Source organism: Mammaliicoccus sp. FSL K6-3158, from assembly GCF_038005105.1.
Classification (GTDB): Bacteria; Bacillota; Bacilli; order Staphylococcales; family Staphylococcaceae; genus Mammaliicoccus; species Mammaliicoccus sciuri.
In genome coordinates, this window is sequence record NZ_JBBOSL010000001.1 from 518,164 (window position 1) to 535,508 (window position 17,345).

At 31.1% G+C, this 17,345-nt stretch carries 20 protein-coding genes; 13 read left to right on the forward strand and 7 right to left on the reverse strand.

Features of this window, described 5'->3' with window-relative positions; genetic code table 11:
- The first annotated feature begins 4 nt into the window (after positions 1-4).
- From MHH94_RS02350 to MHH94_RS02360, 3 genes are all read left to right on the forward strand, one after another.
- Positions 5-856 carry a MurR/RpiR family transcriptional regulator gene (locus tag MHH94_RS02350; RefSeq protein ID WP_340839541.1) on the forward strand — a complete coding sequence of 284 codons (852 nt, stop codon included), beginning with the start codon at positions 5-7 and terminating at the stop codon, positions 854-856.
- A gap of 419 nt (positions 857-1,275) precedes the next feature.
- Positions 1,276-1,572 carry a hypothetical protein gene (locus tag MHH94_RS02355; protein WP_058592212.1) on the forward strand — a complete coding sequence of 99 codons (297 nt, stop codon included), beginning with the start codon at positions 1,276-1,278 and terminating at the stop codon, positions 1,570-1,572.
- Between the two features lie 246 nt (positions 1,573-1,818).
- Complete coding sequence (locus tag MHH94_RS02360; protein ID WP_049320945.1) at positions 1,819-2,781, forward strand: LCP family protein; 963 nt, start codon at positions 1,819-1,821, stop codon at positions 2,779-2,781.
- Positions 2,782-2,860: 79 nt separating this feature from the next.
- Here MHH94_RS02360 and MHH94_RS02365 read toward each other — a convergent pair whose 3' ends face one another.
- Entirely contained in the window at positions 2,861-5,041 is a 2,181-nt protein-coding gene (locus MHH94_RS02365; protein ID WP_088592181.1) for an AraC family transcriptional regulator, read from the reverse strand.
- 263 nt (positions 5,042-5,304) lie between these two features.
- Here MHH94_RS02365 and MHH94_RS02370 point away from each other — a divergent pair, with 263 nt between their 5' ends.
- Positions 5,305-5,634 (forward strand): MarR family transcriptional regulator, encoded by a 330-nt coding sequence (locus MHH94_RS02370; RefSeq protein WP_048540035.1) that lies wholly within the window; start codon positions 5,305-5,307, stop codon positions 5,632-5,634.
- Between the two features lie 54 nt (positions 5,635-5,688).
- On the opposite strand, the gene MHH94_RS02375 is transcribed toward MHH94_RS02370, so the two are convergent.
- Positions 5,689-5,904 (reverse strand): DUF2922 domain-containing protein, encoded by a 216-nt coding sequence (locus MHH94_RS02375; protein WP_048540037.1) that lies wholly within the window; start codon positions 5,902-5,904, stop codon positions 5,689-5,691.
- 31 nt (positions 5,905-5,935) lie between these two features.
- Positions 5,936-6,145 carry a DUF1659 domain-containing protein gene (locus tag MHH94_RS02380; RefSeq protein ID WP_025906021.1) on the reverse strand — a complete coding sequence of 70 codons (210 nt, stop codon included), beginning with the start codon at positions 6,143-6,145 and terminating at the stop codon, positions 5,936-5,938.
- Positions 6,146-6,281: 136 nt separating this feature from the next.
- Here MHH94_RS02380 and MHH94_RS02385 point away from each other — a divergent pair, with 136 nt between their 5' ends.
- The 8 genes from MHH94_RS02385 to MHH94_RS02420 are packed head-to-tail and all read left to right on the forward strand — an operon-like array spanning position 6,282 to position 12,743.
- Positions 6,282-6,833: a tyrosine-type recombinase/integrase gene (locus MHH94_RS02385; protein ID WP_048540039.1), complete on the forward strand. Its 552-nt coding sequence runs from the start codon at positions 6,282-6,284 to the stop codon at positions 6,831-6,833.
- A gap of 18 nt (positions 6,834-6,851) precedes the next feature.
- Positions 6,852-9,251: a DUF4040 family protein gene (locus MHH94_RS02390; RefSeq protein WP_058592209.1), complete on the forward strand. Its 2,400-nt coding sequence runs from the start codon at positions 6,852-6,854 to the stop codon at positions 9,249-9,251.
- The gene (locus MHH94_RS02395) at positions 9,238-9,663 is read left to right on the forward strand and encodes a monovalent cation/H+ antiporter subunit B (RefSeq protein WP_025906014.1); all 426 of its coding nucleotides are present in this window, start codon (positions 9,238-9,240) and stop codon (positions 9,661-9,663) included. The genes MHH94_RS02390 and MHH94_RS02395 overlap by 14 nt, the downstream gene beginning before the upstream one ends.
- Positions 9,660-10,007, forward strand: a complete 348-nt coding sequence (locus tag MHH94_RS02400) for a Na(+)/H(+) antiporter subunit C (RefSeq protein ID WP_048540042.1) — start codon at positions 9,660-9,662, stop codon at positions 10,005-10,007. The genes MHH94_RS02395 and MHH94_RS02400 overlap by 4 nt, the downstream gene beginning before the upstream one ends.
- Positions 10,000-11,496, forward strand: coding sequence for a Na+/H+ antiporter subunit D (locus tag MHH94_RS02405; RefSeq protein WP_058592208.1), 1,497 nt, complete (start codon positions 10,000-10,002; stop codon positions 11,494-11,496). Before MHH94_RS02400 ends, MHH94_RS02405 begins: the two co-directional genes overlap by 8 nt.
- Before the next feature lie 2 nt (positions 11,497-11,498).
- Positions 11,499-11,981, forward strand: a complete 483-nt coding sequence (locus MHH94_RS02410; RefSeq protein WP_048540046.1) for a Na+/H+ antiporter subunit E — start codon at positions 11,499-11,501, stop codon at positions 11,979-11,981.
- Positions 11,981-12,274, forward strand: coding sequence for a monovalent cation/H+ antiporter complex subunit F (locus MHH94_RS02415; RefSeq protein WP_078355149.1), 294 nt, complete (start codon positions 11,981-11,983; stop codon positions 12,272-12,274). Before MHH94_RS02410 ends, MHH94_RS02415 begins: the two co-directional genes overlap by 1 nt.
- The gene (locus MHH94_RS02420) at positions 12,252-12,743 is read left to right on the forward strand and encodes a Na+/H+ antiporter subunit G (RefSeq protein ID WP_025906003.1); all 492 of its coding nucleotides are present in this window, start codon (positions 12,252-12,254) and stop codon (positions 12,741-12,743) included. The genes MHH94_RS02415 and MHH94_RS02420 overlap by 23 nt, the downstream gene beginning before the upstream one ends.
- 160 nt (positions 12,744-12,903) lie before the next feature.
- Here MHH94_RS02420 and mntC read toward each other — a convergent pair whose 3' ends face one another.
- From mntC to MHH94_RS02435, 3 genes are read right to left on the reverse strand one after another with little or no spacing between them, the layout of a single operon-like run.
- Complete coding sequence (gene mntC, locus MHH94_RS02425) at positions 12,904-13,821, reverse strand: manganese ABC transporter substrate-binding lipoprotein MntC (RefSeq protein WP_084756666.1); 918 nt, start codon at positions 13,819-13,821, stop codon at positions 12,904-12,906.
- A gap of 10 nt (positions 13,822-13,831) precedes the next feature.
- Positions 13,832-14,656: a metal ABC transporter permease gene (locus tag MHH94_RS02430; RefSeq protein WP_058592206.1), complete on the reverse strand. Its 825-nt coding sequence runs from the start codon at positions 14,654-14,656 to the stop codon at positions 13,832-13,834.
- Positions 14,653-15,366, reverse strand: a complete 714-nt coding sequence (locus MHH94_RS02435; protein ID WP_058592205.1) for a metal ABC transporter ATP-binding protein — start codon at positions 15,364-15,366, stop codon at positions 14,653-14,655. Before MHH94_RS02435 ends, MHH94_RS02430 begins: the two co-directional genes overlap by 4 nt.
- 144 nt (positions 15,367-15,510) lie before the next feature.
- On the opposite strand from MHH94_RS02435, the gene MHH94_RS02440 reads away from it, so the two are divergent.
- On the forward strand, positions 15,511-16,161 hold the full coding sequence (locus MHH94_RS02440) for a metal-dependent transcriptional regulator (RefSeq protein WP_058592204.1): 651 nt from the start codon (positions 15,511-15,513) through the stop codon (positions 16,159-16,161).
- Between the two features lie 357 nt (positions 16,162-16,518).
- On the opposite strand, the gene MHH94_RS02445 is transcribed toward MHH94_RS02440, so the two are convergent.
- A complete protein-coding gene (locus MHH94_RS02445) occupies positions 16,519-17,268 on the reverse strand; it encodes a M50 family metallopeptidase (RefSeq protein ID WP_058592203.1) in 750 nt (249 codons plus the stop codon).
- Positions 17,269-17,345: the final 77 nt, after the last annotated feature.

Below are 17,345 nucleotides of genomic sequence, written 5' to 3' on the forward strand. Positions count from 1 at the left end.
TCATATGGAACATCAACATTTACTCATATTTATAAAAGAACAAATGCCACGTTTAACGAAACATGAAAAACGTATTGCAGAATATTTTATTGAACATCCTGAAAAAACAATTAACTTGAGCGCTAAAGAACTTGGCAAATTAACGAATACGAGTGCAGCTTCTGTTATTAGATGTACACATAAACTTGAATTTAAAGGGTTCACAGACTTGAAGTTAGCAATTTCTAGATATTTACCGCAACATGAACAAAGTATTTATCAAGAAATTAAACAAGATGAAACAGTCGACTCAATTAGTAAGAAGCTTATTACAAGAGCTTCTCATACACTTGAAATGACCGAAAAGAATATTTCGAGTAAACATATTGAGCAGGTTGTCGATCAATTATACGATACAGATACGATTATCGTATTTGGTGTCGGTGCTTCAAGTTTGGTTGCTCAAGATTTGTATCAGAAGTTCACAAGAATAGGTAAACAAGTGATTCATTCATTAGATACACACTTTTTAGCGACAGCCATTGCTTCACATAGTGATAGTTGTGTGCTGATAGGTATATCCAATTCAGGCGAGAATCATGAGACGTTATCTTTAGCAAAAGTAGCTCGAAAATATGGTGTAAAAATAGTTGGTTTAACACAGTCAGAACAGTCTACATTAGCAAAAGCTTCTGATATATATTTAATTCATGACGCAAGTTCTGAAAAAAGTTTGAGGTTAGCAGCGACAAGTTCTCTTATATCTCAACTTTTGACTATAGATATTCTTTTCTATAGTTACTTATCAAGAAATTATGATGAACATGTCGTAACAATGAGTAAAACAAGAGATGCAGTAGAATTGTATCTAGAATAGGATTATCAAAGGGAGCGAGACAGAAATCTAATTTAAAAAAAAGATTTCGTAGTCTCGCCCGGGCAAGGATGACTAGAGTTGAAAAAAGCTTGCTACAAGTGCATTTTCAACTCAGTCATCTACTGCCAAGATACTAAAAGAGACTGAGACATTCCATTATGTCCCAGTCTCTTTGAATTAAGTATTATATTGAAAAAACAATAAAAAAATAGTACAATTTAACTAATAATCCTATTGCCAAAAAATGTAATGTAATGATATTAATAATGTAAAAAGTTTATATATCCTAAAGAAAAAGAAATGGCATAAGACAAATTATATAAATATTCTTCAACTCTATGAAACAATAGTAGCAGTCATCTAAGCGCTTATCATCACCATTTCATATAATAAGAATTAAAGGAAGTTAGCGTGAAATCATGAAACAAGTGGAAATTATAAGAATATTAGATGATACGTCATTTATTATTAATGCAGGAACAGATAAAGGTATTAAACCTGGCTATTATATTGATGTATTGAAAAGAGATAAGTCATATAATTATATTGCAAAAGTGGAAGAAGTATATCCTGAGTTATCTTTATGTACAAGATATGGAGAACAAAGGTTATTTTATGGGGAAGTTGTCAGAATTAGATATCCAGATGAGTTTAATATAAAAACAAAAGTTATTAAATCTAAAACAAATAGAAATAGACGCAAAAAGAGAGGATGAGATCGCCGAATCTCATCCTCTTTCCCGTTTAATATGTCATATAAATTAAAAAACAAGTAACGTTGTAGATTTACAATAATACTCTATCATATAATGTATAGACTTTCCAGAAATAAGTATGGAATCTTTGTATAACTTAAATATTCATTATAGGTGCATTTAAGTTGTGCACATAATTATGTTCAATATGGAAATATGGTATAAATAAATGTATAATAAAGAAAAAATAGAATGGACTGAGAACACGTGGCAAACCAATATGAGCGTTCTACAAAGAAAAAGAAGTCAACAGCATTCAAAATAGTAACGACAATCATTATTATTTTATTACTCGTATTTTTATTAGTGATCGCATTTTTTGTCTATAAATTCTTTGCATTAGGTAATTCAATACATAATCCATTAGACAGAGATAAATCAGAATTAAGAAAGAAAGCAGTAGATACGAATGGCGATCCGATATCTATCGCATTATTCGGAATTGATTCAGATTCAACAAGAGCAGCAGAAGGTGGCGGAGAAAGATCAGATTCAATCTTACTATTATCCATCAACCCTGATAAGAAAAAGACTGTAATGGTAAGTGTACCTAGAGATACAAGAGCTCAAATCGTAGGCAGAGATTCTGTCGAGAAAATTAACCATGCATATGCATATGGTGGACCAAAAATGGCAATTAATTCTTTAGAGAAATTAATGAATGTACCGATTGACCACTATGCGACAATTAATATGGATGGTGTTAAAGAATTAGTAGACCAAGCAGGTGGCGTAACCGTTAAAAGTAATGCAACATTTACAGTTAAAGGGAATTCATATGTTAAAGACCAAAAGTATAAACTTGATGGAGACGAAGCTTTAGCATTTATTAGAAGTAGAAAAGAAGATGGCGCTGGTGGAGACTTTGGTAGACAAGAAAGACAACAACTTGTTATCCAAGCATTAGCGAAAGAATTAGTAAGTATCGGTTCATTACCGAAAATCAACCAAATCTTTGATACATTAGGCGATAATGTTCAAACAGATTTAAAAATTTCACAAATCAATAGCCTAAGATCTAAATATAGTGACGCATTAGATAATGTTGATAGAAATCAATTAGAAGGTCAAGATGCCATTCTAGATGATGGATTGTATTATTTTGTACCTAGCGATTCAAGCAAGAAAGAAGTCGTAGATAATTATCGTACTAACTTAGAATTAGATTAAATATAAAAAATCTTGGACATCTATTCGATGCCCAAGATTTTTTTGAATATTTATTTCGTTTGTTTTAATATGTGTTTCTCTATCCTCTATTTTGTACAATTAATAGTTGTACAGCGTTCGTCTTTAAGAAATAAGTTTCGTCAATTTTATTTGTATTATAATCTGCCATTTCTATATCTGGTGAACAATATCTATCTAATAATACTGTATTTAAGAAGTCCAAATTACCATGAGTATGATCTAACTTTCTAATAGCTTTAAAGATATTTCCATTGTCTTGATCGAAAGTAATTTTAGTGACTCTGAAATTATTGAATGGAATGTCTCGATAAGATAGTATAATCCCGATATTATTTTGATAGTTGATATCATGTGGGTGGTACAGCTCATAGTTAAATAATAAATAGAATATTTTATTATGAATTTCAAATTTAATATAGTTTGGACCTTCAGAAAATTCATGACCGTTAAAATGACTCAGTATAGATAATAAATAATTCGTTGGACTTTTACAGTGATATTTTAAATATAAAGATAAAGGTTGATCGATGGTTGAATATTTAGCAGATGATTCTTCCATTAACCAAAATCCTATACCAGATATGTAATTTGTAATACTCATTAAATGCTTTAACATAATTGACGCATTAAAATAAAAGCTTTTACTTGTATACGTATCACCGTTTAATATATTCCATTCAATAGGGATAACATGTTTATTTTTTGATTTTAAATAAGCCATATTTTGAATGAGTTGTTTAGTATATTGATTTGTAATGTCTGCGATATCATAATTATTGATCTCATCTAAGTTATACAAGTCATTAAAGTTATAACTTAATGCAAAGGCATCAATGTCTTCATATTGCGAGAAATCGATCTCTAATTCTTCATATATATGCATAAATGGATTTGGCGCATTTAATCCAATATGTATATCAGGTAATTTCATCTTTGTTTCTCTAATTTGCTTTTTAATATGATGAATATCATTATAATCTAGATCGAAGAAGATTTCTCCGTTCTTATTATAGAAATAGTTATAAATGGCATCTATTAATTCATGCCAGTTGTTTTTAAAGTTGTCGTCGTCATAATCAATATCATATATTTTTATGGCAGGTATAATTCTCGTATCTGAAAACATACTTAAACAAAATGCCAAATTTTGTTTATAATGATTTTGGTGTTCTTCACTAAAGAATGTCTTCATAGAACAGTGAATGACAATAATCGGCATATCCGTCATTTTTTCTACATTTTCTAAAATTTCTCCAAGAAAAGGTGTATAAAAATCATAAACATCACCGATATGTAAATATGTCTTATGATTTGCTGAGAGTGTCTTAAAAGGTACATCACTAAATGCCATCCTTTTATATTCATGAACAAACGATTTATTATGCATCAATTTTTGTAATTTCGAAATCAATGAAGCTTTTTCCTCTTTAGAAATCACTTCATTTTCTTTATCTTTTTTATGACGTCTATATTGAAGACGATATTGATTAGGCGTTACATGAAACTGTTCTTTAAATTGTCTATTAAAGTTATGATAACTAGAAAAACCATGACTATTTGCGATTTGTTCTGTTTTAAACTGAGTGAACAGTAGTGCATATGTCGCTTGAAAAAGTCTTGTTTCTTTTAAATATTGTATGAATGTAGTACCCATTTGTTTAGAGAATTCTCTAGATAGATGTTCAGGAGAAATATAAAAATGACTCGCGACACTATTAAGTGATAATCTTTCGTGATAATTTTGATCAATATATTGTTTTACTTTATAAATAAGGCTGCTGAGTTCAATTTCAATATGACCATAATTTTTAGTATCCACTTGAAAACGTTCAAACATGATTTTATAAATTTCAACAACGTAATTACTACATCTAATTTTAACGTTTGTTAAGTTTGCAAGTATGGCTCTAATATATAATTCTTTAATTTCATGCTTATATCTATCTAATTCATTTGTCTTCGTCGTACGTGGAATCCTAAAGACAAATGCTTCTTCTCCACTTAAATTCTCCATCATTGCATAACTAATATGAAGTATAGCGACTAATCCATTATTAATAATCGGCAAATAATTATCGTTATCTTGAAGATAAAATAGGTCACCGACATTAAATTCATAAGTCGTTTGATTTAATGTAACTTCTGTGTGACCTTCTAAAACAAAACATAAAGCACCAAATCCAAGTAACTTCGGATTAATGATACTTTCTTTATGGAGTGAAATCTTATAATTGTACAAATAATCACCTCTAAATATAGACAAATTATGGAATAAAACATCAAAATCCGTCAATATATTTCTTTATTTAACAATATGATATCAAAAATCGTATGTAAATGTTACCTAATTTAATAAAATGGAGAAGATACTTTATAATAAATCAAATATGTTAATCGATTTAATCAAAATATGAATTTAAAACGCGTTAAAATAATAATTAATGTAATTTGTGTATTGTGAACTATTAAAAATCGGGAAAAATTAAATTGGGAGGGCTTTACTTGATAGAAACATTCAACAAAACCATTCAACAAATGATCGACTATGAGAATAAATTGACAACATTAAAAAATGAAAAGAAATTATCACTCGTGGATTTCATTATTTTAGAAGAAATATATACTGCAAAAGAAATTACAATCAAAGAAATTCTTAGTGGGAAACTTTTAGAGTTAACAACAAGACCTTCTAATATAGGTACAAACTTAGCAAAATTATATAGAAAAGGTTTAATCGATAAATATAGAAGTAATCTCGACGAAAGAAAAGTTTACTATTTTATGGATGCGTCACATAAAGAAAAATACGAAACACTCGTTAAAGATATATAAGAAAAAGGCAAGGACAAAATTAATGTCCTTGCCTTTTCTGTTACTCTAGCATATTTATTTAATCAATTGGCGTGTGCTGCGCTCGATATATTGTGCGGAATGGATTGATACGAGCTCACCTTTGTTTAAGTTAAATAAGTTAAGATTCATAATTTTATTCATCGCATTTTCAACGATATCACTTGATAAGTCTGCTTTTGGATTTTGAATTTGTAATGTGAATGTTTTATCTAAAGATGTTTTAAATGTTAATTCTAATACTCTTTTCATATTTTCACCTCCTAAATCTTTTTAGATAGCATTAATTCTCTATCTGTATTGTTTTGACGATATATGCATCTTTAAATTTCTCGTCACTTAATGTTTCGATAATGCCTTTAAAAGTTTTAACTTGTTCGGGTGTAACATTTAAATTAATTGCATTAAATTTACGTTGAACAGTTTTTACTTTAGAAGCTTCATCTAAATACTGATGCAATAAAATGATGTTGATATCTTTAACTGTTTCCATGATTAAAACCTCTTTTCACTTTATATATCGAAGCAAGTATGTAAAAACGACAAAAAAATGTATAAATTACTTTCATGTTACTCAAATATATATTATTATTAATATGTACCTTAATTAGGAAGGATGGACCAAATTTATGCAACAAGTATCTCCAATTAAGAATAAAGATGACATTAGAGCAATGTATGAAGTATTGAAATCACATAGTGAAAGAGACTATTTATTGTTTAGCTTAGCTATTCATACGGGTATGAAAGTAAACCAGCTACTTAATTTAACGGTCCAAGATTTATTTGATGAGGACAATGATATAAAGCAAGATTGGATAAATGACGAACAGGATTTAATTAAAGTTGTTATACCGTTACATTTGAGATCAAGTTTATCCACTTTTATATATGAAGAAGGATTAAAAAGAGATGACTTTGTGTTTATGTCCATCAAAACAAAAAAACAATTATCAAGGCAACAAGCTTATCGAATTATACATGTTGCAGCTGAAGAAGTAGGGTTGAAGAATATCGGGTTGTACTCGTTAAGAAAGACTTTTGCATATCATGCCTTCAAATCAGGGGTATCTGTTTCGATTATTCAAAAATACCTCGGACATCAATCTTTAATAGAAACTTTAAAATTCATTGATGTCACGACTATAAAAAAAGAAACGACAATTGAACTTAATATATAAAGAGAAAGGGGTCAATGTATGGCTTTAATATGGCTGTTTTTAATGATTATCGTTGTGATGTCGATCGTGCTCATGACGATGAATACAAAGTTTAGCCGATTTGCTGGATGGCTAAGTTTAATTGCGCCAGTTCTAAGTTCCATATATTTCTTAAGTCAGATTAAGACGATATATGCTGGCCAAAGTATTACTTATTTCCAAGAGTGGATTCCACTTGTAGATGTTAATTTAGATTTACGTTTAGATGGTCTATCTTTAATTTTTGCACTACTTATTTCATTAATTGGTGCAGGTGTCTTCTTATATGCCATTTATTATCTTTCCCATGAAAAAGAGAATCTTCCAAGATTTTATACGTATTTGTTAATGTTTATGTTAGCAATGTTAGGTGTCGTACTTTCAAATAATACGATATTGTTATATACATTTTGGGAGTTAACAAGTATTTCTTCATTCTTGCTCATTTCATATTGGTATCAACGTAGAAAGAGTCAAGACGGTGCTTTGAAATCATTCTTAATTACAGTGTTTGGCGGTATGGCAATGTTAGTAGGTTTGATTTTGCTATACAGCATTACGGGTACGAATACAATTACTGAACAAGTCGGTATGATTGATAAAATTTATGAATCACCATGGTTTGTACTTGCAGTCATTTTAATCTTACTCGGAGCATTCACGAAATCTGCACAATTTCCATTTCATATTTGGTTACCAGATGCAATGGAAGCACCAACACCTGTCAGTGCTTATTTACATTCAGCAACAATGGTTAAAGCAGGATTATATTTATTATTAAGATTTACACCAATTATCGGTCAAAGTACATGGGTCGTTTATACAGTTGTCACAATTGGTTTAGTGACGTTATTAGTAGGTTCATTCTTTGCAGTTAACAAGAAAGATTTAAAAGCAATGCTTGCCTATTCAACAATCAGTCAGCTCGGTATGATTATGACGATGATCGGTTTAGGATTATTAGCATTAAATAGTAATTTTAAAGCAGATAATGAAATCTTTTTAGCAAGCTTATTTGCGGCATTATTCCATTTAATTAATCATGCGATTTTTAAAAGTGTTCTATTTATGGGTGTCGGTATTATCGACCATGAAACAGGAACAAGAGATGTTAAAAAGCTTGGTGGATTAAAAACAATCATGCCTTTAACAACAATTGTCATGACAATCAGTGCTCTATCTATGGCAGGTATTCCGTTATTTAATGGTTTCTTAAGTAAAGAGAAGTTCTTTACGAGTTTAGTAGAAACAGGTCATACAGATATATTTAATCAAACGATGTCTATCGTTATGATATTAGCTGGCTTTGTCGGCAGTATATTTACATTTGTATATTGTATTAAACTCATTAAAGAACCATTTTTCGGTAAACTAAAAAAAGACCAACTACCGAAAGTACCACGTCATGATGGGGGTGGGTTATTAATCTCTCCATTTATTATCGTATTGTTTGTTCCAATTATTTTCTTTGTACCGAATGTATTAGGGGAATATCTAATTGGTCCAGCATTAAGAGATATCTTCCACGATAGCGAGATTATGGCTCATTTACCACATATTAAAGCATGGCATGGATTTACAGTGGAATTATTCTTAACACTTGGCATATACATTATTGGGACTCTTCTTATACTCGTGCCAAAATGGGATGTTATTTATAGTAAGATTTCTAAAAAATTAGAAATCAATACGCTATATACAAAAGGTATGGATGCATTAGATCGTATCAGTACTTTTTCAATTCAAGGTATTATGAATAATAAATTGAACCAATATTTACACATTATCTATGTAATCTTCTTTGTCATTATGGGATATGGTATTTATCAAGTAGGTATTTATGATATTGCTTATTACCATATTACTGAAGCGACAACATTTGAAATCATTATATTAATTAATATTGTGATTACTGCAACAGCATTAATGTTTATTCGAGAAAGAATGACAATGACGATTTTAAATGGTGTCATCGGATATTCAATCGCGGTCGTATTCATATTTATGAAAGCACCTGATTTAGCTTTAACTCAACTTGTTATAGAAACGATTACGACAGTATTATTTTTATTAGTCTTCTATCATTTACCAAATGTTCAGAAGGATACACCAAATGTTATCAGTGAAATTGTGAAATTAACAATTGCTTTATTAATGGCAGTCTTTGTTGTTGTCTTTGTTATTATGATGCAACAAGATAGTCTGTTCGACAAAATTTCTTTCTACTATGATAATGCATACGAATTAGCAGGTGTTAAAAATATCGTCAATGGTATTCTAGGAGACTTTAGAGCATTAGATACAATGCTTGAAGGGATCGTTATATTAATTGCAGGATTAGGTATATTTACATTAGTTAAATTTAAGATAAGAAAGGATGAGCCAAATGAAAGAAAATGATGTTGTATTAGAAACGATATCTAAAATTGCTATATTCATAATATTGACGTTTGGATTTTATATTTTTCTTGCTGGTCACGATAACCCAGGTGGTGGGTTTATAGGTGGACTCGTCTTTAGCTCAGCCTTTATCTTAATGTTTTTAGCTTTTGATGTGGAAACAGTCGTTCAATCTATGCCATTAGACTTTAGAGCAGTTACGATTATTGGATGTCTCATTTCAATTGGTACAGGTATTATTCCTATGTTCTTTGGGCATCCGATGCTAACACATGAAGATGGCTATATGACTTGGCCGTTGTTAGGTGAGATTCATTTATCAAGCGTTACACTATTCGAGCTCGGCATACTACTTACTGTAGTAGGGGCTGTTGTAACAATCATGCTTGCGATAAGTGGTGATAACAGTTGAATTTAATACTTGTCATTATAATAGGCGTACTCACGTTTGTAGGAACATATATGATTTTGTCTAAGAACTTAATTCGAATTGTTATTGGTACAGCAATTTATACACACGTAGCAAACTTAATGATTTTATCAATGAGCGAGTTTGGTGGAAATAATGTTCCACTTATTAATGGAGAAGGAAAAGATTATGTCGATCCTTTACCACAAGCATTAATCTTAACAGCTATCGTTATTGGTTTTGCTGTTACAGCATTTTTACTCGTGCTTATATATAGAACATTTAAGTTGACGAAAGTAAATAGAATAGAAGCGTTACGCGGTGAGGATGAAGATGTAGATGAATAATTTAATATTAGTACCATTACTCGTACCTTTAATTACTGGATTAATATTGTTCTTCTTTAAAGAACGTTTAGCTTTAACAAGACGTATCGCGATAACGAGTTTAGCAATCACAACAATCATAACAGCATGGCTTCTGGTAGAAGTCAGTTTAAATAAAGTACTCGTTATTAACTTTGGTGATTGGCAACCTCCATTTGGTATACAATTTGTCGGAGATGAATTGGCACTTCTATTTACAACTGTTTCTTGTTTTGTTGTAACAGTTATTATATATTTTGGTTTTGGTAAGCGAGAAAGAGTAGCAAATAGATATTTCTTACCATCTTTTATACTATTTTTATTAACAGGTGTAAACGGAAGCTTCTTAACGGCAGATATCTTTAATTTATACGTTATGTTTGAAATTATGTTATTAGCCTCATTTGTATTATTAACACTTGGACAATCTATTGAACAATTAAGAGCGAGTGTTATCTATGTTGTTATTAACGTTGTCAGTTCTTGGTTCTTCTTAATGGGTGTAGCATATTTATATGGAACGTTAGGTACTTTGAACTTTGGACATATCGCAATGCGTATTACTGAAAGTAATCAACCAACGACCGTTACTTTAGTAGCAGTTATTATGATTTTTGTCTTTGGTGGTAAAGCAGCTTTAGTCATGTTTATGTGGTTGCCGAAAGCATATGCAGCTTTAAACACTGAGTTAGCAGCATTGTTTGCCAGCCTTATGACTAAAGTCGGGGTTTATGCATTGATAAGAGTTATGGTGTTGATGTTCGATGAAAAGCCAGAAGTTACACACTTCCTTTTATATATCATGGCTATCATCACAATGATCATCGGCAGTATCGGTGTATTAGGATTTAAAGATATTAAAAAGATTGCAGCGTACCAAGTTATTTTATCAATAGGATTTGCTGTTCTCGGTTTAAGTGCAAATAATAGTGATGGCATCACGGGCGCAATATTCTATGTCAGTCACGATATGATTATCAAAACATTACTATTCTTAATCATTGGTACTTTCGTATTATTATCTGGCACGAGATATTATGATCAATTTGGTGGATTAATTAAATATTATCCGAGTCTAGGGATTATATTCTTTATCACGATTTTATCAATCGGTGGTGTGCCGCCATTTAGTGGATTTCCTGGGAAATTATTAATTATTAAAGGTGCTTTAGATAATGGTTATACAATTGGTGTCATCGTGATGGTAATTACAAGTGTCATCGCAATGTACAGTTTACTAAGAATTTTCTTAGTGATGTACTTCGGTAGAAACGATATTCCTAAAGTTGAAAAAGTCCCACTTTCTAAACATAAATTATACGCGATGATTATATTAACAGTAGCTACCATATTATTAGGTATTGCATCACAATATGTATTAAACATTTCAGAATTAGCAGCACAATTTAACATACATGAACAGTCATATATTAAAGAAATTATTCCAAACGTAGAAGTGGAGGCGAAGTAATAATGGCACAGTTGTTATTAAATATTTTAATCGCCTTCTTATGGACGCTGTTCCAAGATGAAGATAAATTTCATTTATCAACCTTTGTTGGTGGATATCTCATTGGTATCTTTATTGTTTATTTAATGCATAGATTCTTTGGACATGTCTTCTACTTGAAAAAGGTTTGGGTAATCTTCAAGTTTATATGTGTTTATAACTATCAACTTGTGACTTCAAGTATGACAACAATCAATTATATTTTATTTAAAACGAACAAAGTTAATCCAGGTCTTGTAACTTATGAAACAACGTTAAAACAAGATTGGGCGATTACATTGTTAACATTGCTTATTATGCTTACACCAGGTTCCGTCGTGCTTAGACTTTCACCTGATGGTAGAAGATTCTTTATACATGCAATTGATATTTCAGATAAAGAAAAAGAAATTTTAACGAAGCAAATTAAGAAATACGAAAAACTAATCTGGGAGGTGCTTAAATAATGTCATTTATCATTTTAGCAATTATCAAAACAGCGCTTGTTATATATGGTATTTCCATTGTTGTCGTACTTCTCAGAATGATCATAGGTCCTACTACCGCAGATAGAGTCATTGCTTTTGATGCTATCGGTGCGATTCTAGTTTCCGTAGTAGGGGTATTAAGCATTATTTATGATACATTCAGTTATTTAGAAGCGAGTTTAATTATCGCAATACTTTCTTTCTTGAGTACAGTAGGTATTTCACGTTTCATAGAAGGGGGTCGTGTCTTTGAATCTAAGCGAGATCGTTAGTTTAATTGCCGCTTTATCAATATTGTTAGGTTCAATAGCAGCGCTCATTAGTGCGATAGGAATTGTACGCTTTAGAGATACATTTCTTCGAAGTCATGCCGCTACTAAAAGCTCTACATTATCTGTGTTGCTTACTTTGACAGGTGTGTTTATATATTTCTTAGTGACACAAGAATACTTTAGTGTCCGAACATTATTAACAATACTGTTCTTATATTTAACATCTCCAGTAGCAGGACATATGATTATTAGAGCAGCTTATAATTCAGGATCATATATGTATATGAAAGAATTTACTAAAAAAGGTACTTCACTAAACTTCAGGTATGATCGTAAAGAAACAAAAAAAGACAGAAGAAGAAGAGCCGAAAAAAGACAAATGATGAACGAAGCATTTTCTAAAAATGATAAAGAAACATTTAGTAAATATAAACAAGTCATGAAAAAAGATGATCCAACATTAAAATAATAGATATTGTTTGAGAAGTGTATGTTATGGGTGTCGTTAGGGACAGAATTCTGAGAAATGTCCGTAAGGATACGAGTTCTAATTACCAGAATTCAGAATAATGATAGTTAAATACACAAAAAAAGAGGTCGAGATGATTAAATCTCGACCTCTTTTTTTATTATTTCATACTGTTATGAATAGCTTCTGCATTGTGTTCCATCATGTTGTAATATGAGTTACCTTTAGATTCTTTTTTACCGATTGAATCTGTAAATACTTCATCTTTAATGTTGAGGTTTGTTTCTTCTGCTAATGTCTGCATACTTTTCTTATCAACACTTGTTTCGACGACTAATGATTTTAAATCGTGGTCTTTCACAAATTTAATGGCTTGTTTCATTTGGTCTGGTGTACCTTGTTTTTCTGTATTAATCTCCCATATATATCCTGGTGTAATATGATAGCTTTTCGCAAAGTATTTAAATGCACCTTCACTTGTTATAAAAGCACGTTTATCTTCAGGAATATCATTGAATGCTGTCATCATTTTATGATGTAGTTTATCTAATTTATTCGTGTATTTCTCAGCATTATCTTTAAATTGTTTACTGTGATCTTTATCTATATCACTTAAGTGCTTTTCAATTGTATTTACGTATTTTATACCATTTTCAATGCTTAACCAAGCATGTGGATCGATTTTATTTTTATCGCCTTCTCCACCTTTTAAATAAATAGGCGTAACGTCTTCAGTTGCTTGAATAACATTTTTGTCTGAGATTTTTTTACCTGCTTGTTCTAATGCTTTTTCAAACCAACCATTTCCACTTTCAAGATTAAAACCATTATATATAATGACATCTGCATCTGTTAAAGCTTTGACGTCTTTAGGTTTGATTTCATATTCGTGAGGGTCTTGTCCAATAGGAACGATACTTGTGACTTTTGCGTCAGTCTTTGTTACTTCTTTTGTCATATCAGCTAATATTGAGTTTGTTGTTACAACTTTTAAATTTTTATCGTCATTTGAAGACGACGCATTACAAGCACTTAATAAAATAATAACAACGAGTAAAGGCATAAATAACTTTTTCATGTTTAACCTCCTAAGCAAATTTTATTTTCATTTTATGTATGGTGAATGTAATCATATATACAAAGCAGCAGACTAATACGATACACGCGCCACTTGGTAAGTTATAAAGGTAGCTAACATACATGCCACAGGCCGCACATATTGCACTGATAATACTTGCGACAATCATCATTGATTTTAATGATTTAGTTATTAAAAATGCAGCTGAACTCGGTGTAATGAGTAGTGCAACGACAAGTATAATGCCCACTGTTTGTAAACTAGCAACTGTTACGAGCGCCAATAGCATCATGACAAAATAATGAATGAATTTTACATTTAAACCACTCATTCTAGCTGCAATAGGGTCAAATGTTGATAAATGCAAGGGTTTGTAAAATAATATGACACAAGCGATAACAATCAGACTGACAATACTCGTTGTATAAAATGCACTTGAAGTTACTGCTAGTATGTTCCCGAATAAAATATGATATAAATCAGTAGAGGAGTTAATTTGACTTATGATAATAATTCCAAGGGAAAAGAATGCAGTAAAGATAATACCAATAGCTGCGTCATTTTTAGTTTTAGAGTGTTGGGCAATATAACCTATCAGAAAGCTCGTTAACATACCCGTGAACAAGGCTCCTATAAACATTGGGATGTTTAATACATAGCTTATTGCAACACCAGGTAGTACAGCGTGGCTCATAGCATCACCCATTAAAGATAAACCTCTTAATATTATGAGGCTACCTACAATGCCACAGACAACACCAACTATAATTGCAGTAATCAGTGCTCGACTTAAAAAATTATATTGTATTAGGGATGAGATAAATTCATTAATCATGGTGTAACGCCTTCCTTTAGAAATACTTCTTTAATATTGTGTTCTGTTAAAGCTTCAGATGCTGAGCCAAAAAATTTAATAGTTCGATTGAGGAGGATGATTCTATCAAAATATAATTTGGCTTTTTGAATGTCATGATGAACAATGATGATGAGTTTTCCTTCTGACTTTAATCTTCTAAGCATGTTTATCATGATTTCTTCACTCTTAAAATCAATGCCGACAAATGGTTCATCGAGACATAATAAATCACTGTCTTTCATTAAAGACTTTGCTAAAAGAACACGTTGTAATTGTCCACCACTTAATTGATTTAATGTCTTATCTTTTAATGAAGTAAGTTGTAACTCTGACATTAATTGATCCCTTTTTTGATAAGCTTCCTTTTTTAACGGTCTAAACCAACCTGATGTAGCATAGTAGCCTGTTAACAAACTATCTTGAACAGTGATAGGGAAATCTAGATCTAATTGATTTCTTTGAGGAATATACGTTAACTGTTTCAACTGTTGGTTTATCGGTTTGTCTTGCCAATAAACTTCACCTGATGCCTTAAATTCACCCAAAATCGATTTAATAAATGAAGATTTTCCTGCACCATTTGGTCCCATTATGCCAATTAATTCACCCGTAGATTTAATTGTTAAATTAATATCATGCAATATGTGCTGTTGACCTAAATATAAATTCAAATTTTTTACCTGCAACATGTTATCACCTTTTCTAAAAATAAGTTTAGGTTAACCTAAACTATAATTTGATTATATTAGAAAATTATCTAAAGTCAAGAGATAGCCTGTAAAAATAAATCGTGGTACAATAAATATACGATAATAAAAGTGAGGTCAGAGTAGATGTTGACTGAAGAACAAGAAGACTACTTAAAAGCAATTTTTGGATTAAATGGCACAACAGATTACGTATCCAATAAGAATTTAGCGCAAGATTTAAATATTAAACCTTCATCAGTAAGTGAAATGATGTTACGTTTGAAAAAGGATGATTATGTAGATATTCGTCCATATAAAGGTGTGAAATTAACTCAAAAGGGTTTAGATCATACAACAAATATTATTAAAAGACATAGACTAATAGAGCGATTCTTAATAGAAGAACTTGAATATACTTGGGATGAGGTTCACGAAGAAGCAGAAATACTTGAACATCGTGTATCTGACCGTTTTATAGATAAGATAGATAAGTTAATGGGTTACCCAACAACTTGTCCGCATGGTGGTATTATTCCAAGAGAGAATCAAATAGAAGAAATTTATAACACATCATTAAATGAGTTTGAAATTGGAGATGACGTTGAAATTAAACGTGTAATGGATTACGTGAATCTCCTAGATTATTTAAGTAATCAAGAATTGCATATTGGAGATGTAGTAACAATTAGCAATAAAGATAGCTTAAACCAACTCATAGAACTTAAACTTGAAGATAAAACAATTATGATAAGCGAAACAAATGCATCATATTTGTTTGGTATAAAAACAGCTTAATAAGTAAAAACCAGCAGAAATTCAAACGAATGAATTTCTGCTGGTTTTTTGTTAATGGATACAATATAACGCACGAAGACTAAGAGATATCGTGCGCTAAGGTACAAAACCAGGGTGTAACGCACGAAGACTGAGAGATATCGTGCGCTAAGGTACAAAACCAGGGTGTAACGCACGAAGACTCCGAGATATCGTGCGCTAAGGTACAAAATCAGGATGTAACGCACGAAGACTGAGAGATATCGTGCGCTAAGGTGCAAAATCAGAGTGTAACGCACGAAGACTCCGAGATATCGTGCAGTAAAGTATAAAGTCGAATTATACTACGCGAAGACTTCATATTAAAAGTTCCAATATCTATGGCCATAAAATATTAAAAGTATACATAACCGCATATACATTAATTGCTATCCATATGACACTAAAGAAAATAGTTGGAATTTTAGTGAGCTGTTTTAACTGACTACCATCCCATTCTTGTCTTGAACGAGAGAATGTTAATAGGAATATTGTAATACTTGATTGTGCGACTTCACCTAATAATGTTCCTAAACTAATGTGATAAATATACGTAATGATTTGTCCAAAGTCATGTATATTCGGTGCAGACAGTACTTCATATAAAGCTACTGCAATAATGACGAGAATGATACTTGGGATAAATTTCTTAGATGTTAATATGACATAGAATAAAAACATAATCAGAAGAATGATTAAGAAAATTGGTCCGAATGTGTGATGTTTAAGCCATACACCTAAAATCAACATAATTGGCGGCATGATATAACCGAATAAAGTCGTTATAAATTGATTTAATCGTGATTTAGAACCAGTAACGGCGTAACCTTGTCTACCGGTTTCCATACGCTCTTTACGACGCCAAACAACTACGAGGTCTTTAGGCTTACCACCTGATAGTTTATTTGCTATAACATGACCCATCTCATGGATGAGTATTGGAAAATATCCTAGAATAATATCGATTAAACTTAAAATGGGTTGTTGTCTTCTATGATGAACAAATACATATATAAGCGCGATGATCGTTATCGTTGTTAAGGATAAATTAATTGGTTCTGATAGAAAATTCGGTAAAAATTGAATCAAAAAAACGTCACCTCGTATTGAATAGTTTAAGACTATTCTACACTAAAGTGACGTTTTTGTTGTCGGACTTAAGACTT